This is a genomic window from Luteococcus peritonei, from assembly GCF_039526385.1.
Taxonomy (GTDB): domain Bacteria; phylum Actinomycetota; class Actinomycetes; order Propionibacteriales; family Propionibacteriaceae; genus Luteococcus; species Luteococcus peritonei.
Window position 1 is genome coordinate 1 of sequence record NZ_BAAAIX010000043.1, and the last position, 2,949, is coordinate 2,949.

2 rRNA genes are annotated in these 2,949 nt (G+C 54.9%); both read left to right on the forward strand.

What is annotated here, in order from left to right:
- Window positions 1-2,751: ribosomal RNA gene (locus ABD073_RS15495) — 23S ribosomal RNA — on the forward strand; the annotation flags it as partial.
- Window positions 2,752-2,836: 85 nt separating this feature from the next.
- Window positions 2,837-2,949: ribosomal RNA gene (rrf, locus tag ABD073_RS15500) — 5S ribosomal RNA — on the forward strand; the annotation flags it as partial.

A 2,949-nucleotide genomic window follows, 5' to 3' on the forward strand; every position in this document is an offset into this window, starting at 1 on the left:
GGCAGTCGAAGAGTCATAAATGATTAGTGAAGTCGAGCAACCTGGGAAGGTTGAGCATAGAGGGTAATACTCCCGTAGACGTAAGCTTTTCACTCTTGAGCGTTACCCCAAGTAGTGCGGAACCCCTGAAATTCCGCATGAATCTGGCGGGACCACCCGTTAAGCCTAAATACTCCTTGGTGACCGATAGCGGACAAGTACCGTGAGGGAAAGGTGAAAAGTACCCCGGGAGGGGAGTGAAATAGTACCTGAAACCGATCGCATACAATCCGTCGGAGCCCTTCGGGGTGACGGCGTGCCTTTTGAAGAATGAGCCTGCGAGTTAGTGGTGTGTGGCGAGGTTAACCCGTGTGGGGAAGCCGTAGCGAAAGCGAGTCCGAACAGGGCGATTGAGTCGCACGCTCTAGACCCGAAGCGTAGTGATCTATCCATGGCCAGGTTGAAGCGACGGTAAGACGTCGTGGAGGACCGAACCCACTTGGGTTGAAAACCGAGGGGATGAGCTGTGGATAGGGGTGAAAGGCCAATCAAACTACGTGATAGCTGGTTCTCCCCGAAATGCATTTAGGTGCAGCGTCGTGTGTTTCTTCCCGGAGGTAGAGCACTGGATGGTCTAGCGGGCCCACAAGCTTAGCGAAATCAGCCAAACTCCGAATGCCGGGAAGTGAGAGCGCGGCAGTGAGACTGCGGGCGATAAGGTTCGTAGTCGAGAGGGAAACAGCCCAGATCATCAGCTAAGGTCCCTAAGCGATAACTAAGTGGAAAAGGATGTGGAGTTGCGGAGACAACCAGGAGGTTGGCTTGGAAGCAGCCACCCTTGAAAGAGTGCGTAATAGCTCACTGGTCAAGTGATTCTGCGCCGACAATTTAGCGGGGCTCAAGTTATCCACCGAAGCTATGGCATTCACACGTGTGCCTGACTTTTGTCCAGGTGTGTGGATGGGTAGGGGAGCGTCGTGTGCGCGATGAAGCGGCGGGGTGACCCAGTCGTGGAGAGCACACGAGTGAGAATGCAGGCATGAGTAGCGAATGACGGGTGAGAAACCCGTCCGCCGAATATCCAAGGGTTCCAGGGTCAAGCTAATCTGCCCTGGGTAAGTCGGGACCTAAGGCGAGGCCGACAGGCGTAGTCGATGGACAACGGGTTGATATTCCCGTACCGGCGAAACAACGTCCATGCTGAATCATCTGATGCTAAGCACGCGAGGTGGTGATTGACCTTCGGGTCTCGATCCACTGAGTCTGTGAACCGATGGTGTAGTAGGCAAGCTGCGGAGGGACGCAAGAAGGTAGCTCATCCCGGGCGATGGTTGTCCCGGGCTAAGTGTGTAGGGTTGACGGTAGGCAAATCCGCCGTCTGTATGCCTGAGACATGATGGGGAGCAGCCTTTGGGCTGTGAGTGAGTGATCCTATGTTGCCTAGAAAAGCTTCGTGAGCGAGTTGTTAGCCGCCCGTACCCTAAACCGACACAGGTGGATAGGTAGAGAATACCAAGGCGATCGAGAGAATCATGGTGAAGGAACTCGGCAAAATACCCCCGTAACTTCGGGATAAGGGGGACCTGATGCGTCAGCCGACATGCTCGGTGAAGCGTTGAGGGTCGCAGAGACCAGGCCCAAGCGACTGTTTACTAAAAACACAGGTCCGTGCCAACTTGAAAGAGGACGTATACGGACTGACTCCTGCCCGGTGCTGGAAGGTTAAGGGGAACTGTTAGACGCAAGTCGAAGCGGTGAACTTAAGCCCCAGTAAACGGCGGTGGTAACTATAACCATCCTAAGGTAGCGAAATTCCTTGTCGGGTAAGTTCCGACCTGCACGAATGGAGTAACGATTTGGGCGCTGTCTCCACCATGAACTCGGCGAAATTGCATTACGAGTAAAGATGCTCGTTACGCGCAGTAGGACGGAAAGACCCCGGGACCTTTACTATAGTTTGGTATTGGTGTTCGGTACAGCTTGTGTAGGATAGGTGGGAGACTGTGAAGCGGCCACGCCAGTGGTTGTGGAGTCATCGTTGAAATACCACTCTGGCTGTTCTGGATATCTAACCTAGGACCGTTATCCGGTTCAGGGACAGTGCCTGATGGGTAGTTTGACTGGGGCGGTCGCCTCCCAAAAGGTAACGGAGGCGCCCAAAGGTTCCCTCAGCCTGGTTGGCAATCAGGTTTCGAGTGTAAGTGCACAAGGGAGCTTGACTGTGAGAGGGACACCTCGAGCAGGGACGAAAGTCGGGACTAGTGATCTGACGGTGGCATGTGGACGCGCCGTCACTCAACGGATAAAAGGTACCCCGGGGATAACAGGCTGATCTTGCCCGAGCGCTCACAGCGACGGCATGGTTTGGCACCTCGATGTCGGCTCGTCGCATCCTGGGGCTGGAGTCGGTCCCAAGGGTTGGGCTGTTCGCCCATTAAAGCGGCACGCGAGCTGGGTTTAGAACGTCGTGAGACAGTTCGGTCCCTATCCACTGCGCGCGTAGGAATCTTGAGAAGAGCTGTCCTTAGTACGAGAGGACCGGGACGGACTAACCTCTGGTGTGCCAGTTGTTCCGCCAGGAGCACGGCTGGTTGGCTACGTTGGGAAGTGATAACCGCTGAAAGCATCTAAGCGGGAAGCACGCTTCAAGATGAGGGTTCCCACAGAATTAATCTGGTAAGGCCCCCGGCAGACCACCGGGTGATAGGTCGGATGTGGAAGCACAGTAATGTGTGGAGCTGACCGATACTAATAGGCCGAGGGCTTGTTCCTACAAAGGTGTTACGCGTCCACTGTGTGGTTCCCGAGATACGGTCGGGAGCCTTGATTCAAAGGTTTCGAGATATCTCAATAGTGTTTCGGTGGCCATGTCAAAAGGGAAACACCCGGTCCCATTCCGAACCCGGAAGTTAAGCCTTTTAGAGCCGATGGTACTGCAGGGGGGACTCTGTGGGAGACTAGGACGCCGCC